The 17858-nt window shown below is 63.0% G+C and carries 17 protein-coding genes; 11 read left to right on the top strand and 6 right to left on the bottom strand.

Translation table 11 applies throughout. The features are described 5' to 3' along the window. The first annotated feature begins 33 nt into the window (after positions 1–33). Together JQ587_RS13445 and JQ587_RS13450 are read left to right on the top strand one after the other, a co-directional pair. A complete protein-coding gene (locus tag JQ587_RS13445) occupies positions 34–1155 on the top strand; it encodes an AI-2E family transporter (RefSeq protein ID WP_212302621.1) in 1122 nt (373 codons plus the stop codon). Positions 1156–1180: 25 nt separating this feature from the next. Next, on the top strand, positions 1181–1630 hold the full coding sequence (locus tag JQ587_RS13450) for a potassium channel family protein (RefSeq protein ID WP_212425593.1): 450 nt from the start codon (positions 1181–1183) through the stop codon (positions 1628–1630). Between the two features lie 70 nt (positions 1631–1700). Here the strand turns inward: JQ587_RS13450 and JQ587_RS13455 are convergent, their stop codons facing one another. Continuing rightward, positions 1701–2384 (bottom strand): helix-turn-helix domain-containing protein, encoded by a 684-nt coding sequence (locus JQ587_RS13455; protein WP_212302395.1) that lies wholly within the window; start codon positions 2382–2384, stop codon positions 1701–1703. A gap of 309 nt (positions 2385–2693) precedes the next feature. On the opposite strand from JQ587_RS13455, the gene JQ587_RS13460 reads away from it, so the two are divergent. Next, on the top strand, positions 2694–3317 hold the full coding sequence (locus JQ587_RS13460) for a response regulator transcription factor (protein WP_212425594.1): 624 nt from the start codon (positions 2694–2696) through the stop codon (positions 3315–3317). Between the two features lie 132 nt (positions 3318–3449). Continuing rightward, a complete protein-coding gene (locus JQ587_RS13465; protein ID WP_212425595.1) occupies positions 3450–3818 on the top strand; it encodes a response regulator transcription factor in 369 nt (122 codons plus the stop codon). Between the two features lie 15 nt (positions 3819–3833). Here JQ587_RS13465 and JQ587_RS13470 read toward each other — a convergent pair whose 3' ends face one another. Genes JQ587_RS13470 through JQ587_RS13480 form a run of 3 tightly spaced genes read right to left on the bottom strand, consistent with a single transcriptional unit; the run spans position 3834 to position 7027 of the window. Then, a complete protein-coding gene (locus JQ587_RS13470; RefSeq protein ID WP_212425596.1) occupies positions 3834–4418 on the bottom strand; it encodes an invasion associated locus B family protein in 585 nt (194 codons plus the stop codon). Positions 4419–4441: 23 nt separating this feature from the next. Beyond that, a complete protein-coding gene (locus JQ587_RS13475; protein WP_212302399.1) occupies positions 4442–5329 on the bottom strand; it encodes an alpha/beta hydrolase family protein in 888 nt (295 codons plus the stop codon). Positions 5330–5338: 9 nt separating this feature from the next. After that, positions 5339–7027 carry an aspartate:alanine exchanger family transporter gene (locus JQ587_RS13480; protein WP_212425597.1) on the bottom strand — a complete coding sequence of 563 codons (1689 nt, stop codon included), beginning with the start codon at positions 7025–7027 and terminating at the stop codon, positions 5339–5341. 137 nt (positions 7028–7164) lie between these two features. Here JQ587_RS13480 and JQ587_RS13485 point away from each other — a divergent pair, with 137 nt between their 5' ends. From JQ587_RS13485 to JQ587_RS13505, 5 genes are all read left to right on the top strand, one after another. Beyond that, positions 7165–7845, top strand: a complete 681-nt coding sequence (locus JQ587_RS13485) for a YoaK family protein (protein WP_212425796.1) — start codon at positions 7165–7167, stop codon at positions 7843–7845. Then, complete coding sequence (locus tag JQ587_RS13490; RefSeq protein ID WP_212425598.1) at positions 7842–9545, top strand: SulP family inorganic anion transporter; 1704 nt, start codon at positions 7842–7844, stop codon at positions 9543–9545. Before JQ587_RS13485 ends, JQ587_RS13490 begins: the two co-directional genes overlap by 4 nt. Positions 9546–9680: 135 nt before the next feature. Next, positions 9681–12434, top strand: coding sequence for a decarboxylase (locus tag JQ587_RS13495; RefSeq protein ID WP_212425599.1), 2754 nt, complete (start codon positions 9681–9683; stop codon positions 12432–12434). 18 nt (positions 12435–12452) lie between these two features. After that, positions 12453–14153, top strand: coding sequence for an aspartate:alanine exchanger family transporter (locus JQ587_RS13500; protein WP_212425600.1), 1701 nt, complete (start codon positions 12453–12455; stop codon positions 14151–14153). 17 nt (positions 14154–14170) lie between these two features. Then, on the top strand, positions 14171–14605 hold the full coding sequence (locus JQ587_RS13505) for a hypothetical protein (protein WP_212425601.1): 435 nt from the start codon (positions 14171–14173) through the stop codon (positions 14603–14605). A gap of 71 nt (positions 14606–14676) precedes the next feature. Here JQ587_RS13505 and ppk2 read toward each other — a convergent pair whose 3' ends face one another. Beyond that, positions 14677–15477 (bottom strand): polyphosphate kinase 2, encoded by an 801-nt coding sequence (gene ppk2 / locus JQ587_RS13510; RefSeq protein WP_212302405.1) that lies wholly within the window; start codon positions 15475–15477, stop codon positions 14677–14679. Positions 15478–15502: 25 nt separating this feature from the next. Then, entirely contained in the window at positions 15503–15955 is a 453-nt protein-coding gene (locus JQ587_RS13515) for a hypothetical protein (RefSeq protein ID WP_212302406.1), read from the bottom strand. Positions 15956–16117: 162 nt separating this feature from the next. Here JQ587_RS13515 and JQ587_RS13520 point away from each other — a divergent pair, with 162 nt between their 5' ends. Then, entirely contained in the window at positions 16118–16543 is a 426-nt protein-coding gene (locus tag JQ587_RS13520; RefSeq protein ID WP_212425797.1) for a hypothetical protein, read from the top strand. Continuing rightward, positions 16536–17768 (top strand): HlyD family secretion protein, encoded by a 1233-nt coding sequence (locus JQ587_RS13525; RefSeq protein WP_212425602.1) that lies wholly within the window; start codon positions 16536–16538, stop codon positions 17766–17768. The genes JQ587_RS13520 and JQ587_RS13525 overlap by 8 nt, the downstream gene beginning before the upstream one ends. Positions 17769–17858: the final 90 nt, after the last annotated feature.

Consider the following 17858-nt stretch of genomic DNA (forward strand, 5'->3'; position numbering starts at 1 on the left):
GCATGCCGGCCGTCGAGCAGGAGGCAACAAGGCTTGAAAACGCTTCGCCAGCTTCTGTCCGCGGACGACATTGTCCAGCTCTTGATTCGAATTGGATTGCTGGGACTGTTGATCTTCTGGACGTTCCTCCTCATTCGTCCGTTCGTGCCGATCCTGACTTGGAGCGCGGTGTTGGCGGTGGCGTTTCGTCCGGTCTTTGCGTGGCTCACCGAACGGCTCGGCGACCGCCCCTATGTCGCCTCGGCCGTTCTCACCGTCGTCACGCTGGGCGTCGTCATCGGTCCTGCCGCGTGGCTCGGTCTGAGCGCGGTTGAGGGCCTCAAAGATATTGCCGGCCAGATCGGCAGCGGAGATCTCGTGCTCCAGGCGGCGCCGGAGCAGATCAGGAATTGGCCGTTGATCGGCCCGCAGCTCTACGATTTATGGAATCAAGCCTATACCAACATTCGCGCGGTGTTGCGTGATGTGCTGCCGTATCTGAAGCCGATCGCCGGGATGATGCTGTCGTTCGCCGGTGATACCGGTGTTGGAATGCTCCAGTTCCTGCTGTCGGTGCTCGTCGCCGGATTCCTGCATCCATACGGGGCACAGCTTGTCGCCGCGCTCCGCGCGTTTCTGACGCGCATCGTGCCGGACCAGAGCGAGCACTTCCTGGAACTGGCGGGAGCGACCATCCGCGCAGTCTCGCAGGGCGTCATCGGCGTCGCGATCATACAGGCGCTACTCGCGGGGATCGGCTTCAAGCTTGCCGCTATCTCGAGCGCGGGGCTGCTCGCCGTCATCGTGCTGTTGCTGTCGATCGTCCAGATCGGTGCGGCCATCGTCCTTCTTCCGGTGGTGATCTGGATCTGGATGGACAAGGACGTGACCACCGCCTTGCTGCTGACGGCTTATCTCGTCGTCGTTGGGCTGCTCGACAACGTTCTGAAGCCGCTGGTCATGGGGCGGGGGCTGGGCACGCCCACCCTGGTCATTCTGGTTGGCGTGATCGGTGGAACGCTCGCGCATGGAATCATCGGCCTCTTCATCGGTCCGATCATCCTTTCGGTCGCCTGGGAGCTTGCGGCGGCGTGGGTCCGTATTGATCGCGTTGCACCGGTGCCGCCTGACGAGGTCTGGGTTGCCGAGGCAAAAACCACCGTGATCCACCATTGACCGCCAGCCGAACGGGGTGGAACGGATGATGCTCCAGTTTCTCGTCGCCATGCTGGTGAGCCTGGTCAGTATCGGGCTGCACGCGCTGATGACCGTCGTCGCCATCGACATTGCCCGCCGCGCGGGTCTGCGTCATCCGGCGCGGCCGAGATCGCATTTGATGGGCGTGATGATGGCAACCGCCGTGGTGCTCATGATCGCGCACATGCTCGAAGTGTTCGTGTGGGCCGCGACTTACGCCATCATCGGCGTGGCCGCCGCCGAGCAGGGACTGCTCTATTTTGCTTTCGTCAATTATACGACTCTGGGTTACGGCGATATCACGCCTGTGCGCGAATGGCGGCTCATTGGTCCCCTGACGGCCATGAACGGGGTGCTGCTGTTTGGATGGTCGGCGGCCGTGCTGTTCGAGGTTCTCCGCAAGACGCTCGACCATTTCGAAGCCGCCAAGGCACCGGGATTTACGCGGCCTTGAGCCGATGAACGGGAGCAAAATGCATGGTATGACAGTATCGGAGCCTCTTGCGGACGGCTCGAGCTGCAGTTCACGGCTGTAGATCCAGCCCGGCGAGCTGCTGCCGGTCGAGCAGCACGATCTGGCGCTGGGTGTTGCCCACGAAGCCGAGAACGCCGAGTTCATGCAGGCGTGACAGAGCGCGCGAGACGGTTTCCAGTGTCAGGCCGAGGTAGTCGGCGATATCGCGTCGCGACATCGGCAGCGCCATGACGCCCGCCGCCGTCAGCCGCTTGTCCATTTCGAGCAGGAAGGCCGCGACCCGCTCGAGCGAGGTCTTGCGTCCGAGCAACAGCATGTGATCTTCGGCATGCTGGAGATTGTTCGTGGTCATGCTCAGGAGATTTTGGGCCACCATGGCATCGCTCTGGGCCACCGTTTCAAGACTTTGCCGCCTCACGAGGCGTACGGTCGTGTCGACGATCGCTTCAGTCGTGAACCGGTGCTCGCCGCCATTTTCGAGCCCGAAGATGTCGCCGACGAGGTGGAATGCGCCGATCTGCCGCCGGCCGTCCGATAGCAGCTTGTAACTCCGCACCGCGCCGGACTTGACCTGGTAGACATAGTCGGCCGGCTCTTTCTCGCCGTAGATCTCGGTTCCCTTCCGGTAGGAAAATTCGCTTAAACTGACCATCGCATTTGATTCACTTCTCATGCCGAGGTCGCGAAGGGAATTGGGGCGTGGGATGGAATCCGTGGTGATGCGAACAAACATAGGCCAACTCCTCAGCTCACCGCCGAATTGGTCCGTCAGACGAAATTATTCTTTAGTCGGAAATGCGCCGCGCTATCCCACTCCGGCCGAAGTTGATTTACGACTCCGGCAGTGGTTCAATCCATTGTCCCAAGGTTCATTGTACCAAGGGACAGCGCAGGCGGCTCGTGCGCAGGATGAGAAAGCGCTGAGGCTGCGGGAATTTGGCTCATTGCGAAGCAGATATTTCGATCAGCAAACTGTTGAGGATGAATTTTCGGGCTGGGAGGACCTCGACGGTCCTCATTGGAATTGCGCTAGAGGTGGAAGGTGCCGGGCCTCGTTCACATAGTCGATGACGACGAGTCCTTTCGTACGGCGATCGAACGCCGGCTGAAGCTTGCGGGCTACGACGTCGCCACTTATGCGTCGTCACAAGCGTTGCTGGAGTCCGCGCCGAATGACGAGCAGGCGGGATGCATCCTGCTCGACGTGCGGATACCCGGACTGAGCGGTCCGGATTTGCAGGCGCGATTGATCGAGTCCGGCTCGACTTTGCCGATCATCTTCCTGACCGGGCATGCAGATACGCCGACCACCGTGCGGGCGATCAAGGCGGGTGCGGAAGACTTCCTGACCAAACCGATCTCCTCCGAGCAACTGATCGAGGCAATCGAGCGCGCATTGGCCAGTCAGCGGGCGTCACGCGTCCAGCGCAGCAGGCTCGATGCGTTTCGCGGTCATCTGGCCACGCTGACGCAGCGCGAGCGACAGGTGTTCGATCTCATCGTGCGTGGCCGGATCAACAAGCAGATCGCGTATGAGCTCGGAACCACCGAGCGCACCGTGAAGGCGCATCGCCATCAGGTGATGGAGAAGATGCAGGTTCATTCGCTTGCGGAACTCGTTTCGATCGCGGAGCGGCTTGGGATGCTCGATACGAACGGCTACTAGCTGATCTGTTGCCAAATCGCACGGTTCCACCGGCGTGCCTTCCCGAAGGGACAATAGGAAATCCGCTCTCGCAGTGCTGCCGTGCAGGGGTGGCGGATCATTTTGCCCGATTCGGCCCAGGAGATCGCCGCTGTGCCGATACCCCGTTCCGTTTTCATCGTCGATGATGATCCATCCATCCGGATGAGCATGTTCAGGGTGCTGCGCGAGCATGGCTTTGTCGCGACGCTGTTTGAGTCCGCGAGCGCCTTGCTGGATCACGGCGGATTCGAAAAGGCGATCTGCATCGTCCTCGACATCAATATCGGCCGAAAGTCGGGCATCGATCTGCGCCAAAGGCTGTCGGAGAAGGGCGTCACTGCGCCCGTGATCTACATCACCGGCAACGACAGCGCCGCAAGCCGCGCTGCGGCAACCGCATCGGGCTGCGTTGCTTATCTGACCAAGCCGTTTTCCGCAGACGCCCTGATCGAGTCGGTGACGCGCGCCGCGGCCGCTTAGGGTAGCGCAAGCACGTCACTCCTCGACATATTGCTCCAGCGTCTTCGCCGGCGCGCCCTTGTGGGCGGCGGCGAACTGCGTCAGTGGAATCGCAGTCGTCACGGCAAGGAGGTTCGCGTCGACGAGTTCGAGCGTCAGCGCCTTGCCGGCCTCCATTTCCTTGACGACCTGCGGCGGCGCTACGTTGGCTGCGATGCATAGATTCGACAGGCACCAGGTGTAGGGCACGCGGATCGGGGGCCTTCCGTCGATGCTCAGCTTGGGCGGCTGTTGCAGGTACATGCCGGCAGGAACGAACAGCTGCAGCCGGGCGGTGGGTGCGTCCTCGCGCTCGATCAGATCGACGCGCACGGCCGTCTGTCCGGTCGGGAACTTACCTGTGACGGAGGTCCGGCACAGCGTTGGCGCACCGCCGGCTTTGAAGCAGAGTTTTTGCCAGTCGCCATAGGTGATGTCCTTGGCTTCGCGCTGACCGCGCGTTGCGACCTCCGCGGCCGTCGCGGCTTGCGCCGCTTTCGGCGCGGCCGTGGCCGGGCTCGTCGCGGTCGCTATCGTCGCGACGGTCAGGAGACCGGGGAGAGAATGAAGAGGGCGAGACATGATCGCATCTCCGAGAGTCGAGCTCACTTCTGCGCATCGAGGAACTTGGCAACCAGCGGCGACCAGAGCGGAACCGCGTCCGGCGAACCGAGGAAGAAATGCCCCTCATTGCCGAACGGCGGCATCAGATGATATTCGGCCCGGCCGCCGCCGGCGGCGAAGGCGGCGTGCATGCGCTTCGACAGTTCGGGACCGAAAAACGTGTCGTTCCCGATGTAGATCCACAGCATCGGCACGCGCGATGTACGGCCGAAATCCGCGGTGGCCTCGACCAGCTTGTCGGGTGCGCAATTGTTGTTCGGCTTGCCGTCGACCCGCCCGCCGCGGCCTCCGGCGAAGACAATGATGGCCTTCACCTGGGGCGGGTTCACGCTCGACAAGGCGATCGAGGCCCAGCCGCCGGCAGACTGCCCGACCACGACCACGTCCTTGGGGATGATCCGCTTCTCGGCCGATAAATAGTCGATGATCCAGAGGTCGACCTGCGCGATCGCAAGGCCCGCATCATGGAAGTTGGGATTAGTGCATTTGCCGACCTTGGAGAAGAACGGGCCAAACAAGGCACGCTCGGGAATGTCGATGGCGGCTGCGCCATAACCGCTGCCGACCGGCGCCACCACGAGATAGCCCCGCTTGGCGAACCATTTGGCGGCGTCGCGGAATTCGACCAGCGGAAACAAGCTGCGGTCGGTCGGTTTGAGCGAAACGCCGTGGTTCATGATCACCAGCGGGAAGGGGCCGTCGCCGGCCGGGCGCGCCAGATAGGCGAACATCGGCAGCGGCAGGGGGAGGGTCCAGACTTCTTCCTGGATGCGAACGTCATCCTCGGCGCGGGCGGGCGCCGCAATCATCACGGTCAGCAGCACGATTGCTGCGAGGTGTCGGAGGATTGCCGTCACGGGCGCGAACATCGTAGGTCCTCAGCCGGTATAGGTGAGAGCGACGATGATCGGCCCGAGCACGGTGAGGATGACATTGCCGACTGCATAGGGAACGGCGACGCCGAGCACCGGCGTCTGGCTTTCGGCGACATCGCACGCACCTGTGACCGCGGCATCGACCGTCATGGCGCCGGCCAGCGCGCCGCAGGTCACCACCGGATTCATGTGGAGCACATAACGCGCAAACAGCGTCGCGACGACGAGCGGCACGATCGTGATGACGAGCCCCATGCCGACCAGCAACAGCCCGTGAGCCTGGATCGCCGCCCAGGCCGCCGCACCATTGCCGAGCCCGATCGCGGCGATGAAGCCGCCAAGCCCGAGATCGCTCAGGGTTTGTTGCGCCTGGGGCGGCAATGCGCCCACGGTCGGGCGCCGCGCGCGCAGCCAGCCGCAGACGAGCCCGGCGATCAGCGCGCCGCCGCCTCCGCCGAGCGTCAATGCGATCCCCCCGACCTTGAAGCTGACGAGACCTGCAAGCAGGCCGGCCGCAATGCCGGCGGTGAGGAACGCAATATCGGTGCGGTCGCCGGAACGCAGGATCTGGCCGACGTTCTTGGCGGCCCGCTCGATGTTGCGGGTGCTGCCCACCAAGGTCATGACATCCCCGACATAGACCCGCGTCTCGGTGCTCAGCGGGACCTCGCGGCCGGTACGCATCAAGCTGCGCAAGAATACACCGCGCGCATCGTCTCCCACCCGTGCGGCGACTTCCGCGATCGATCGACCGTGAAGATGGCGGTTGTCGACCAGCACCTCGACCACATTGCCTGGCACAGCCTTCAGGATCTCGTCGGCATCGATCTCGGTGCCGATGATGGGCCTCGCAGCGACGATGACCGCGGTGCGGCCGGCAATGACGATATCGTCGCCCGCTTCCAGCACGGCGTCCTGACGCGGTTCGATGTCCGCGCCCCCGCGGACGATACGTTCGACGACTGTGCGGCTTCCGATCTCCTCTTCGATGGACTTGACGGTGCGGCCGGCGCCTGCGGTCACCCGGTAGGCGCGGGCCTGGAATTTGCGATAGGAGAGGTTTTCGCTTCTGGGCGGATCGCCGCCGGCGAGTTCAGCCTCGAGCTTCTTCGCCTCGGCCTTCAGGTCGATTCGCATCAGCCTTGGCGCGATGAAGGGGACGTAAAGCAGGGTGAGGATGTAACCGAGCACGTAGGTCACGGCATATCCGGCCGCGATATTGGCCTCTTGCTGTTTCAGCAAGTCGCCGGGCAATCCGAGCTGGGCCAGCGCACCGGACGCTGTGCCGATTATCGAGGATTGCGTCAGCGCGCCTGCAGCAATGCCGGAAGCCGTGCCGGGATCGAGTGTGAAGATGCGGGCGAACATCAGAACAATGATGAGGCCGGTGCCACCAAGCACGAGCGCCATGGCAACCTGCGCCAGCGTGCGGATGCTGAGCGAGGCAAAAAATTCAGGCCCCGAGCGGTAGCCGATCGTAAACACGAACAGGCTGAAAAGGACGACCCGCAATAGCGCCGGAAACGCGAAGCTGCCGAGTTGCCCGATCAGGACGGCGACGATCAGGATGCAGGCGGTGGTGCCGATCGAGAAGCCGCGTATTTTGATCCGGCCCAAAATGGTGCCGATCGCAATGGCGAGCAGCAGGAAAATTTCCGGTGCGGCGGTGATGATCCACCTGACGGTGTCCATGGTCGCAAATCTCCCGGCGTTTTCCGGCGATTTGATTGGCGGTGCGGGGACATTGCTTGATCCAGATCAAGCCTCGGCGGGGGCAACACGACGTCAATTCGCGCGATGATGAGTTTGCGACAGCCGGCCCCGCCGATATGAGCACCATGGACGTCGCTGCCGGTGCGATCCGCCGTGACGAAACGGTCGAGATCGTCCTGTTGCTGGCGTTCGCCGGCGGCTTCGTCGACGCCTATACCTGGATCATTCACGGCGTGATGGCGAATGCCCAGACCGCCAACTTGATCCTGCTCTGGGTCTATGCGACGGCCGGAAACTGGGCGAAGGCACTACATTTCGTGCCGCCGATCCTGGCCTTCGCGGTCGGCATCGTGATTGCGGGCTGGCTGCGCCGCGCGGTGGGCGGCCGGGCTGGCGCGATCAGCACCTTGATCGAGATTCTGCTCTTGATCGTGATCGCGATCCTTCATAACCGGCTGCCGGATCTGGCCGGAACACTCGGCATTTCTCTGATCGCGGCGATGCAAGCCGCCATCTTCGTCAAGGTCGAGGGTACCGTTTGCAGTACGGTGATGATTACCGGCAACATGCGACAGGCCATCGAGAACATTTTTGCGGTCGTGCATGGCGGTGCGCCGCTCGGGACGCTGCGCAAATCCGGTATCTTCTTCGCGTTGTGTGCGGTGTTCGGCTTCGGTGCGGCTGCTGGTGCGTACGCCACCAAGTCAATTCCCGACCTTGCACTCGGTCTCCCCGTGATTGCGCTGCTGATCGTACTGTTGCGCTGTGAAACGATGCCACGTGAGATGGTCGAATGAATTCGCCTTCCGATCCTGGCCGGACTCGATTCTTCCCACCGGCTGAGTGGCTCGCCACCTATCGACGCGAATGGCTGTCCTCCGACGCGATCGCCGGCATCACGCTTGCCGCTTACGCCATCCCGGTCTCGCTCGCCTATGCTGCGCTGGCAGGTTTGCCGCCGCAGATCGGCGTCTATGGTTACATGCTCGGCGGTATCGGCTACGCCTTGCTGGGGTCATCGCGCCAGCTCGCGATCGGGCCGACCTCGGCAATCTCCCTGATGATTGCAGGCACGGTCGGCGCGCTGGCCGGAGGAGACGCGGTGCGCTACGCACAGATCGCGAGCCTCACAGCCTTTGCCGTGGCAGTCCTGTGCTTCTTGGCCTGGCTCTTCAAGCTCAGCGTCCTTGTCCGGCTCGTCAGCGACAGCATCCTGGTCGGCTTCAAGGCCGGGGCAGGGCTCACCATCATCATGAGCCAATTGCCGAGCCTGTTTGGCGTTGCCGGTGGCGGCCACAACTTCTTCGATCGAGCGATCAAGCTGGCCGGGCAGCTTGGCGCCACCGATCCGCTCGTGCTCGCCATCGGCGCAGTCGCACTCTTGTTGCTCCTGCTCGGCGAGCGGCTTTTGCCAGGCAAACCCGTCGGCATCACCGTCGTTGCGCTCGCGATCATTTTGGCAACATTGCTGGGCTTCTCGGCCCTCGGTGTGCCCGTCACCGGGCAGATACCGCAAGGGCTGCCGGCGCTAGCCGTCCCCACCTTCGGCCTGCTCGAATTCGACGATCTCTTTCCGCTCACGGCAGGCTGCGTCCTCCTGGCCTATATCGAGGGCGTATCGGCGGCCCGCAGCTTTGCTGCCAAGCACGGCTATCCGCTCGATGTTCGCCAAGAGTTCCTCGGATTGGGCGCGGCGAACCTCGCCGCGGCCTTTGGCCACGGTTATCCCGTCGCCGGTGGTCTGTCGCAATCGGCGGTCAACGACAGCGCCGGGGCGCGGACACCGCTGGCGCTGGTGATCTGCTCGGTGACGCTCGGGCTGTGCCTTCTGTTCTTCACGGGGCTGCTCACCAACCTGCCCAAGGCAGTGCTCGCGGCCATCGTCTTTGCCGCCGTCTACAAGCTGGTGGATGTCCGCGCGTTGGTACGGATGTGGCGGGTCAGCCGGATCGATTTCTACGCGGCGGCAATTGCGCTTGTCGCCGTGCTGCTGCTCGGCATCCTCCAGGGCGTGCTGTTGGCCTCGATCGCATCGATCTTCCTGCTGTTGGCGCGGGCATCGCGGCCAAACGTCGCGTTTCTCGGCCGTCTGCCCGGCAGCGGCCGCTATTCCGACAGCGCAAGGCATGAAGGCGTCGAGCCTCTGGTCGGGATCATCGCCTTCCGCCCGGAAGCCTCGCTGCTCTACATCAATGCCGAGACGATCCTGGAGACGGTTCTGGTCGCGCTCCGCAGTTCGCCGGGCATCCATCTGGTGGCCTGCGACCTCTCGGCTTCGCCCTATATCGATCTGGCAGGCGCGCGCATGCTGCACGATCTCCATGACGAACTTGCGTCACGTAAGGTGACCTTCTGCATCGTCGGGGCGCATGCACAGCTTCGCGACGTCTTGCGTGCCGAAGGGCTGGCGGACAAGACCGACAGTGGTCAGTGGCTGCGCTCGCTCGACGGCCTGCTTGGTGATGATCAGGCGAGCGCCGGGCAGCGAACGGCCTGACGCTCGGTATTGCATTGCGAACGACATGCCGTCGCCCATCAGAATGGACGCGACCGTTGACTTGGATCAATGGAGCGACCGGTGCCGCACTCACGATCCCGCATCACCTTCGCTCCAGTGGATCGGGAGAGACACATGTCCAAAGAGCCCAAGGCCGCGCAAAGGCGCATCGACCAGTTCTTTTCCGGTCCCGGTGCCCGGGCGGACGACTGGCGCGATCTGGTGGAAGCTGCAAAGGCGTGGGCGCGCGCGGGCAATCGCGCGGTCTATGATGCGGCGCTGGCCGATCTTTCGATCACCGAGGAATTTCACGGTTACCCCGGTCCGCAATTGATGGGAGCGCTTCGGGAAGCGGCAGCCGCCGGAGACGGGGCGACCTCATTCGCGCTCGCGACAAGGATTGCCCAAGCTTTGGCCACGCGATCCTTCCGCCAGCATGCTGGCGATTGGGGCGCGAAAGACGATGGCAACGGCGATGCACCTGAACTGGTATCGCCCACCTTCGGCGGGCATAAGGCACGCCGGCCCTATTTCGAAACCCTGATTGTGACCGGCGTGTCGTCAAACCAGTGGCCCGCGCTCGCGGCCGAATGGCGCAAGCTGCGCCGTCCGGAAGATGCCTTCATCTATGAGCCCGTCATCGTCGGCAATCTGGAGGACGCGTTCTGCGCGACGATGCTCAATCCGAACCTCGGAGCAGTGATCATCAACGAGGGCTTTGGCCTGCGTTCGCGCCACAATGCGCCGGTGCTCCGCTCGATCATGGGGTCGGCCGGTCTCAACGACGAAACCGACGCGTCCGCGCTCCGGCTTGCCCAGATCATCAAGCGCGTCAGGCCCGAACTCGATCTCTACATGATCTCGAACCGCGACGTCGAGGAATTGGCCGGCAATCCCGAAGCCAACGTCGTCCGCCGCATCTTCTATTCCGTTGAAGAGCTCCTGGAACTGCACCTGTCGATCCTCGAAGGCATCCAGGATCGCTACGACACGCCGTTCTTCGACAATCTCAAGAAATATGCGCAGCGGCCGATCGGAACGTTCCACGCGCTGCCGATCGCCCGCGGCAAGTCGATCTTCAAGTCGGATTGGATCCGCGACATGGGCGAGTTCTACGGCCCGAACCTGTTTTTGGCCGAGAGCAGCGCCACCACCGGCGGCCTCGACAGCATGCTCGAGCCGACCGGCAACATCAAGAAGGCGCAGGAGAAGGCGGCCCGTGCGCTCGGCGCCGATCGGGTCTTCTTCGTCACCAATGGTACCTCGACCTCCAACAAGATGGCGGTGCAGGCGCTGCTCGCGCCCGGCGATATCGCGATCGTCGATCGCAACTGCCACAAGTCGCACCATTACGGCATGGTGCTGGCCGGCGCCCAGCCGCTTTACGTCGAAGCGTTCCCGATGACGGAATATTCGATGTATGGCGCGGTACCGCTCAAGACGATCAAGCAGGCATTGCTCGGCGCCAAGGCCGATGGCCGGCTCGACCGTGTCAAATTGATCGACCTGACCAACTGCACCTTCGATGGCCACATCTACAACACCCGCCGGGTGATGGAGGAATGCCTCGCCATCAAGCCCGACCTGATCTTCCTGTGGGACGAAGCCTGGTTCGGCTTCGCACGCTTCTCGCCGTTCCTGCGCCGTCGCACAGGTCTTGGCGCTGCCAATGAGATCGAGGCGTGGATGCAGGATCCAAAGTCGGTGGCTGCCTATGAGAAGCAGCAGGCCGAGCTCGGCAAGACCCCGTCAGACGAGGTTCTGCTCAGGACCCGCCTTATTCCAGACCCGAGGCAGATCCGCCTGCGCGTCTATCAGACCAACTCGACGCACAAATCGATGTCGGCGATCCGTCAGGGTTCAATGCTCTCGGTCAAGGACGTCGAATTCCACACGGTCGAGCAGCAGTTCAAGGAAGCTGTGTTTACCCACGCCTCGACCAGTCCGAACCAGCAGCTCATCGCCAGCCTCGATATCTCACGGCGGCAAATGGAGCTGGAAGGCTATGGTCTTGTCGCCAATGCGATCGAGATCGCGTTTGCGATCCGCCAGGCGGTCAACAACAATCCGCTGATCTCGAAATATTTTCGCATCCTCGGCGCCGACGCCATGGTGCCGGCACAATTCCGGCAAAGCGGCTTCACCGACTTTCTCGCTCCCGGCATGAACTGGGCGAATGCGCTCAAGAGCCTGGACGAGGACGAGTTCTGCCTCGACCCGACCCGCATGACGCTGGTGTGTGGCATGGCCGGCTATGACGGCACCCAGTTCAAGGGCATTCTGGCCAACGAGTACAACATCCAAGTCAACAAGACCTCGCGCAACTCGGTGCTGGTCCAGTCCAACATCAACAACACCCGCAGCGACGTCGCGCATCTCATTCGCGTTCTTGCCGAGATCGCGGGCGAGGTCGATCGCGGACTGGCGCAAGGCGGCGAAAATGCGCGCAAGACCTTCGAGGCGCGCGTCAAGAGCCTGATGAAGGACGTGCCGGACCTGCCGAACTTTTCGCATTTCCATCCGAGCTTCCGTGGCGACGCCGGCGCCAAGACCAACGAAGGCGACATCCGGACCGGCTTTTACGCAGCCTATGACGTCGCGGGCTGCGAGCACATCCGCCTCAGCGATCCCGAGATCGACCGGCGGTTGAAGGCCGGTCCGGAGCTCGTCTCGGCCAACTTCGTGATCCCGTATCCGCCCGGCTTCCCGATCATGGTGCCGGGACAGGTCATCACTCAGGAGACCATCGATTTCATGCGCAAGCTCGATGTGAAGGAGATCCATGGCTACGACGCCAAGGAAGGCTTGAAGCTCGTGCGCACGGAAGCCTTGGCGAAGCTTGGCCGGCCGAAGCCTGGAGCGCAGCCGAAGCTCAAGGCCGCGTCATAAGTCCTGGAGGGGACGAACATGAAACCGTTTTTCGAGTTCTTGCAGCACTATCCGTATCTGCTGCTGTTCTTCGTCGTCGGTCTCGCCGTCTATATCGGGCGGGCCAGCATCAAGGGTTATGGCCTCGGCATGGTCGCCGGCGCCATCGTGGTCGGCGCGGGCCTGTCGGTATGGTCGTCGACCTACGGCGTGAAGCTCGAGCTGAATAACTTTGCAAAAAGCCTGTTCTACTATCTCTTCATGTACGGCGTCGGGCTTCGTGTCGGGCCTTCCTTCATCAACAGCCTGAAGGGGGACGGACTCAAGTTCTGCCTTCTGGCGGTGGTGTCGAGCATCATTGGCCTAGCTCTGGTGGTGATCGGCGCAAAGCTGTTCGATCTGCCGGTCGGCGCGGCGGGCGGCATGCTGGCGGGCTCGCAGACCATGTCGGCAGCGATCGGCTCGGCCGAACAGGCCGTCACATCAGGTGTCGTCAAATTGCCCGCGGGGATGAAGCCCGAAGAGGCCTCCGGCATGATCGCGCTGTCCTATGGTATCACCTACATTTGGGGCACCGTCGGCATCATCCTGATCTGCAAATATCTGCCGCGCTGGTGGGGCGTTGATGCCAGGGCCGCCGCGAAGCAGTATGAGCAGGAGTTTGGCGTCAAGGATCTCGAAGGCGGTGGTCTCACCGGCTTTCGTCAGTTCGGCCTGCGGGCCTACCGGTTGGAGAACCCCGCGCAGATCGGGGTGAGCATCGCCAAATTCCGCGCGATCAATCCGGAATACCGGATCGTCAATGTTGGGCGCAATGGCAAGCCGCAGGGTGCCGATCCCGATTTCGTGCTGCAAAAGGGAGATATCGTCGCCCTTGGCGGTTCGACCGAGCATCTTACCGAGAAGATGGGCTTGATTGGTCCGGAGGTCGCTGACGCCAAGACGCTCGGCATTCCCATGGACCAGGCGGACATCCTCGTCATCAACAAGGAGATGGTAGGGCGGACCTTCGAGTCCTTCCGCGATACCGCGATTGCCGGTCAGTTACAGGTCACCAAGGTCGAGCGCGGCGGTGTCCAGATTCCGGCAGGTCTCAAGACCAAGCTGGAGCGCATGGACATCGTCTCCGTGGTCGGGCTGAAATCCGCGGTCAACGAGCTCGGCGAGATGTGGGGCCGTATTGCGCGCGCGAACACGTCGACCGACCTCCTGACCCTTTCCGTCGGCATGATCATCGGCTTCCTGATCGGTATGGTCGAATTCCCGGCCTTCGGTGCCAAGGTCGGCCTCGGCAACGCCGGCGGCCTGCTGCTCTCGGGCGTGATCGTGTCTTCGGTCGTCTCCCGGCTGCGCTTCTTCGGCAACACGCCGAATGCGGCGCGAAACGTGCTCGAGGATCTCGGCCTCGTCGTCTTCGTCGCCATCGTCGGCGTCAATGCCGGCGCGGGCCTGCTGGCGCAGCTCACCGGCGCGGTCGCGCTGAAGATCTTCATCGTGGGCTTCATCGCCTGCACGATCCCGCCGTTCATCGTGTGGGCCATCGGCTTCCACGTCTTCAAGATCAATCCGGCGGTGCTGATGGGCGGCGTGGCCGGCGCGCGATCGCATTCCGGCCCGTGCCGCGAGGCCGCGGTCGAGATCCAGAGCTCCGTGCCCTGGATCGGATTCCCGGTCGGATATGCCGTCTCGGGCATCCTGCTCACCATCTTCGGCTACTTCGCGATGTTGCTGGCGCAGTAAAAAAGGGGAAGAAAGTTATGAGAAAAGTGACTGTCGGAGCTGTCCTGGTCGCCTCGCTTGCGATCGTCACCGGTTTCAGCACGCCCTCGCGTGCCGACACGGGCCAGGTCGCCGTCGTCTTCACCAAGGGCGGCTTCATCGTCGGCATCGGTGGCGGCGAGGGCGTGCTGCTCTACCGGGGCCACAAATATCCCTTCACCGTTTCCGGCATGAGCGTCGGCTTCACGGTCGGGGCTTCGACCACGAAGCTTGTCGGCCGCGCGCTCAATCTGAAGGGTCCGCAGTCGATCGAGGGCTCTTACGCGGCGGGCGGAGCGGGTGGCGCGGTCGCCGCAGGTGCCGGCGCCGTACAGTTGCAGAACGGCAACGGCGTGATCCTTCAGCTCAGTGGGCCCAAGGTCGGCGCGGAAGTGTCGGCCGCGGTCGGCGGCGTCACGATCCGCCTGAAATAGGCCGGGCAACAACTCCAAAAGAAGAACGGGCTGCGTCACCGCAGCCCGCTCGCATGTCAGGATGGCGCGATTCAATACCGCTCTTCGACGAACTTCAGTCTGCGCAAGCTCGCCTGGTCGTTGTAGCGTCCCTTGTGCGATCGCGGCGGCAGCTTGACCTTGTCCCGCTTGACCTTCTTGTAGGGGATCGTGCTCAGGATGTGCGAGATGACGTTGAGCCGCGCGCGCCGTTTGTCGTCGGAGCGGATCAGCCGCCACGGGGCATGCTTGGTGTCGGTCGCCTCGAGCATCATGTCGCGCGCGCGCGAGTAATCGTACCAGCGCCCGAACGACTCGGTGTCCATCGGGCTCAGCTTCCACTGCCGCAGGGGATCTTCGATGCGGGCCTTGAAGCGCAGCTCCTGCTCCTCCATCCCGACCTCGAGCCACAGCTTGATCAGGATGATGCCGGCGTCCACCGCGAACTTCTCGACCAGCGGACACAATTCCAGGAAGCGCTTGTGCTCGGCCGGCGAGCAGAAGCCCATGACGTATTCGACGCCGGCGCGGTTGTACCAGCTGCGGTCGAAGATCACGATTTCGCCGCCGGCCGGGTATTGCTCGATATAACGCTGCAGGAACAGCTGCGATTTTTGCCGGTCGGAGGGCGCGGGCAGGGCGCAGACGCGGAACACGCGCGGGCTGACCTTCTCGGTCAATGCCTTGATGGTGCCCCCCTTGCCGGCGGCGTCACGGCCCTCGAAGATGATGATCACTTTCAGTTTCTGGGTTTTGACCCATTCCTGGAGATGACACAGCTCGACCTGGAGCTTCCTGAGCTCCTTCTCATACTCCTTCCGCTTCATCCGCTCTGCGGGCGCGTCCTTGGCCATGCCTGTCCTTTCGCTGCCGTGCTCGTCAATCATCCCACGCAATGGTCACGCCGATATCGCCGGGCATGCCGCCCGGAAAGTCGATGATCTGATAGGCGATGCGATAGCCGCGCGGCTTCAGATAGTCGGTCCAGAGCTGGAAGATCTCCTTGGGAATGCCGGTCAGGGTGTTCTCCCAGCCCTTTTCCATCTGGTTGATGGCCCGGCCCTTGTCGGTGCAAAGCGAGTTCGGGAAGCGATAGACCATCACCTCGGTCAGGCCGTTGCGCACGGCGCGCTGGATGACGCTCGCGGCAAGCTTGATCTTCTCTTCCTCGGTCTTGCCGGAGGGCTTGCTCAGGCGTTCGATCAGCGCGCGCTTCTCGGCCTCGGCGGCGGCGGCGAGCCGGACATACTCTTCCGCCTTCTCGGCCTCCTTGAGTGCTGCCTCTTTGCGGATCTGCGTGGCACTGGGAATGAGTTCGTCAAGCCCGGACATGGCTGCGGCTCCCTGTGAATATGCAAACGGCGTCATAAAACGCTATGCCCGGATGGGGGCATTCCCTTGATTCAAGTCAAGCAAATTGGGAAGCTGGCCGAACACAGTGCCGCAAGTGCACGCTTGACCGGGGAGAGACAATTGGGCGACCAGCTTCATCCGATGGCCCCGCACCATCTGCCGTTCTATCTCGCGCCGGGAAGCGGCACCGATCCGCTGATGGTGGTCATGGGCGTATTCCTGATCGGCACCGTGCTCTGGGTCGGCACGCTCTATTGGAAGCTGCATAGCCTCCCCGAGCGGATGGCGCACAAGTCGCAAAAATTGCAGTTCGAGTTCGTCGCGGTGCTCGGCCTGATCTCGCTTTTCACGCACATGCACATCTTCTGGATTGCCGGCCTGCTCCTCGCGATGATCGACCTGCCGGATTTCGGCACGCCGCTGCGCAGCATCGCCGGCTCGGTCGAGAAGATTGCAGAGGCGACGCCGGTCGCCGATGGCGAGGAAATCCCTGCAGACTCTGCGGCCGAGCCGCCTCCGGCAGACAAGCCGGGGCTCCTGAAGGAAAAGGAGCACAGCCATGTTTGAGCTGATGTTCTGCTCACTGCTGACGATCCTGCCGGACTACCTCTATCGTCGCTACGCCCAGGGCAAACGCTTCGGCAAGGAGATCACCTTCTTCTCGATCTGGTACGAGCTGCGCTGGGGCATCACCGGCTGCCTGATGCTGACGGTGTCGCTGATCACCATGATCTTCTACTTCCACCCCGCGACGTCATCGGCGACGCTCTATTTCCGCACGGTGCCGATCCTGCCCGAAGGCTCGGGCCGCGTCGCCGAGGTCAAGGTCGGCTTCAGCGCGCCGGTGAAGAAGGGCGACGTGCTGTTCACGCTCGACAGCTCGAAGCAGGAGGCCGCCGTCGAAACCGGCAGGCGCAAGGTGGCCGAGGTCGATGCCGCCATGCAGACGGCGCAGGCCGATGTGGTCAGGGCCGAGGCGCAGATCGGGGAGGCGAAGGCCAACTATCAGCAGGCCAAGGACGAGCTCGAGGTCAAGAGCGAGCTCCAGCGCCGAAATCCCGGGATCGTTCCGCAGCGCGACATCGACAAGCTCCAGGTCCTGGTCGATCAGCGTCAGTCCGGCGTCGATGCGGCGACGGCCGCGAAGCAATCGGCGTCGCTGCAGGTCTCGACTTTGCTGCCGGCGCAGAAGGCCAGCGCGGAAGCGGCGCTCGCTCAGGCTCAGGTCGATCTCGACAAGACGCTCGTACGCGCCGGCGTCGACGGCCGTGTCGAGCAGTTCCTGGTGCGCCCGGGCGACGTCGTCAATCAGCTGATGCGCCCGGCAGGCGTTCTCGTCCCGGAAGGTGCGGGCCGCAAGGCCCTGCAGGCTGGTTTCGGCCAGATCGAGGCGCAGGTGATGAAGGAAGGCATGGTTGCGGAAGCGACCTGCATCTCGAAGCCATGGGTGATCATCCCGATGGTGATCACGACGGTGCAGGACTACATCGCTGCCGGACAATTCCGATCCGGCGAGCAGCTCGTCGATCCCCAGAACGCGGCCCGGCCGGGCACCATCCTGGTCTATTTGGAGCCACTCTACCAAGGCGGCCTCGACGGTGTCACGCCCGGCAGCAGCTGCATCGTCAACGCCTATACCAGCAACCATGAGGAAATCTCCGCCAAGGACACGCCGACCAGCCGGAAGATCGCGCTGCATGTCGTCGATGGCGTCGGCCTCGTCCACGCGCTGCTGCTGCGGATTCAAGCGCTGCTGCTGCCGATCCAGACGCTGGTGCTGAGCGGACATTGAGCGGGTGCCGGAGGAATCGGCCCTGTCCGCGCAGCGCATTTCCCGCTAGAATTGACCGCAAAGCGGCCGTTGGAAGCTGCGGGAATGGAG

The organism is Bradyrhizobium manausense, assembly GCF_018130615.1.
GTDB lineage: Bacteria > Pseudomonadota > Alphaproteobacteria > Rhizobiales > Xanthobacteraceae > Bradyrhizobium > Bradyrhizobium manausense_A.

Excerpts from the sequence above, each read along its gene's own strand:
- JQ587_RS13450 (WP_212425593.1), top strand. The coding sequence starts at position 1,181 with ATGATGCTCCAGTTTCTCGTCGCCATGCTGGTGAGCCTGGTCAGTATC.
- JQ587_RS13455 (WP_212302395.1), bottom strand. The coding sequence starts at position 2,384 with ATGTTTGTTCGCATCACCACGGATTCCATCCCACGCCCCAATTCCCTT.
- JQ587_RS13470 (WP_212425596.1), bottom strand. The coding sequence starts at position 4,418 with ATGTCTCGCCCTCTTCATTCTCTCCCCGGTCTCCTGACCGTCGCGACG.
- JQ587_RS13475 (WP_212302399.1), bottom strand. The coding sequence starts at position 5,329 with ATGTTCGCGCCCGTGACGGCAATCCTCCGACACCTCGCAGCAATCGTG.
- JQ587_RS13480 (WP_212425597.1), bottom strand. The coding sequence starts at position 7,027 with ATGGACACCGTCAGGTGGATCATCACCGCCGCACCGGAAATTTTCCTG.
- JQ587_RS13485 (WP_212425796.1), top strand. The coding sequence starts at position 7,165 with ATGAGCACCATGGACGTCGCTGCCGGTGCGATCCGCCGTGACGAAACG.
- JQ587_RS13490 (WP_212425598.1), top strand. The coding sequence starts at position 7,842 with ATGAATTCGCCTTCCGATCCTGGCCGGACTCGATTCTTCCCACCGGCT.
- JQ587_RS13495 (WP_212425599.1), top strand. The coding sequence starts at position 9,681 with ATGTCCAAAGAGCCCAAGGCCGCGCAAAGGCGCATCGACCAGTTCTTT.
- JQ587_RS13500 (WP_212425600.1), top strand. The coding sequence starts at position 12,453 with ATGAAACCGTTTTTCGAGTTCTTGCAGCACTATCCGTATCTGCTGCTG.
- JQ587_RS13505 (WP_212425601.1), top strand. The coding sequence starts at position 14,171 with ATGAGAAAAGTGACTGTCGGAGCTGTCCTGGTCGCCTCGCTTGCGATC.
- ppk2 (WP_212302405.1), bottom strand. The coding sequence starts at position 15,477 with ATGGCCAAGGACGCGCCCGCAGAGCGGATGAAGCGGAAGGAGTATGAG.
- JQ587_RS13515 (WP_212302406.1), bottom strand. The coding sequence starts at position 15,955 with ATGTCCGGGCTTGACGAACTCATTCCCAGTGCCACGCAGATCCGCAAA.
- JQ587_RS13520 (WP_212425797.1), top strand. The coding sequence starts at position 16,118 with ATGGCCCCGCACCATCTGCCGTTCTATCTCGCGCCGGGAAGCGGCACC.
- JQ587_RS13525 (WP_212425602.1), top strand. The coding sequence starts at position 16,536 with ATGTTTGAGCTGATGTTCTGCTCACTGCTGACGATCCTGCCGGACTAC.